General features: G+C 72.6%; 1 protein-coding gene and 1 pseudogene. Both read right to left on the bottom strand.

Annotated elements, in window-relative coordinates:
* Positions 1–551 (bottom strand): annotated as a pseudogene (locus VQ03_RS30325) (malto-oligosyltrehalose trehalohydrolase); the annotation flags it as partial.
* 212 nt (positions 552–763) lie between these two features.
* Positions 764–964, bottom strand: coding sequence for a hypothetical protein (locus VQ03_RS30320; protein WP_048454655.1), 201 nt, complete (start codon positions 962–964; stop codon positions 764–766).
* Positions 965–1068 lie beyond the last annotated feature (104 nt).

Here is a 1068-nt window from a genome sequence, read left to right as displayed (position 1 = left end):
TCGACGAGGCGGCGCAGGTCGTCCGGGGTGCCGTAGGCCGAATCCGGCGCGTAGGGCAGCACGCCGTCATAGCCCCAGTTGCGGGTGCCCTTGAAGTCGGCGAGCGGCAGGAGCTCGACCGCCGTGACGCCGAGATCGCGCAAGGCTTCGAGCTTGTCGCCGAGAGCCGCGTAGGTGCCTTCGGGCGTCGCGGTGCCGACATGGCACTCGTAGATCACCGCCTCCTCGAAGGGGCGCCCGGCCCAAGACCCGTCCGTCCACGGGAAGGCGGCGGGATCGACCACCGCGGAGAGCCCCGACACGTCCTCCGGCTGGAAGCGCGAGGCCGGATCGGGCACCACGAGATCGCCGTCGATCCTGTAGCCGTAGCGGGTCCCGGCCCGCAGGCCCGGCACCGTCAGGCGGCGCCAGCCCTCGCCCTGGTCCTCCAGCGGGTGCTCCTTGCCATCGAGCACCAGGGCGACGCTCTTCGCGGTCGGCGCCCAGAGGGCGAAGCGCACCCCCTCCGGTCCGATCTCCGCACCGAATGGCATGCTGTGGGCGCGCCGCATCGGGCCACCATCCTTCGAAAGCAAGAGTGTGCGAACGGCGTGGGGCGCCGCTCAGGAAATTCGGTCGAGGTAGGCAGGTTCCGCCGGTCGGTTCCGCATTGCGGCGACCGCCTTGCCGGGCGGGAGCTAAGGCAGCCCTCGCCGTCGGCAATGGCCGGATCGGCGATCGACGGGGATGGCCGTGCGCGGACGCGTCGGAGCGTTAAGGAATCTTAGAAGGCCCAGGCGAGGGTCGCCGCGAAGGCCACCGCGACGGCCGCGCCGGTGGCGGTCATCGCCAGATGCCCGGCCACCCGCCCATACCCGATCGCGACCGCGGCGACACCGTCCTCGGCGAAGCCGAAGGCCTGTCCGGCCGCCTGCTCGGCGCGGGCGAGGGAGAGATGGCGGGCGTGGCGGTTGACGGCTTTCATCGTCGGAACGCTCCTGCGGCGCACACCTCCCGTCCGGCGTCGGGGGCGGCCGCTCGGTCAACGGGCGGTGACGGCCGAGGTTCCGGGGGGCTCGCGCGCGTCAC

The sequence above is a fragment of the Methylobacterium tarhaniae genome, assembly GCF_001043955.1.
GTDB classification, from domain to species: Bacteria; Pseudomonadota; Alphaproteobacteria; order Rhizobiales; family Beijerinckiaceae; genus Methylobacterium; species Methylobacterium tarhaniae.
The sequence above is the reverse complement of the archived record's forward strand: the minus strand, read 5'-3'. Positions and strand labels throughout refer to the sequence as shown.

Bases quoted from the DNA above. Each gene is read 5' to 3' on its own strand.
- VQ03_RS30320 (WP_048454655.1), bottom strand. From the start codon at position 964: ATGAAAGCCGTCAACCGCCACGCCCGCCATCTCTCCCTCGCCCGCGCC.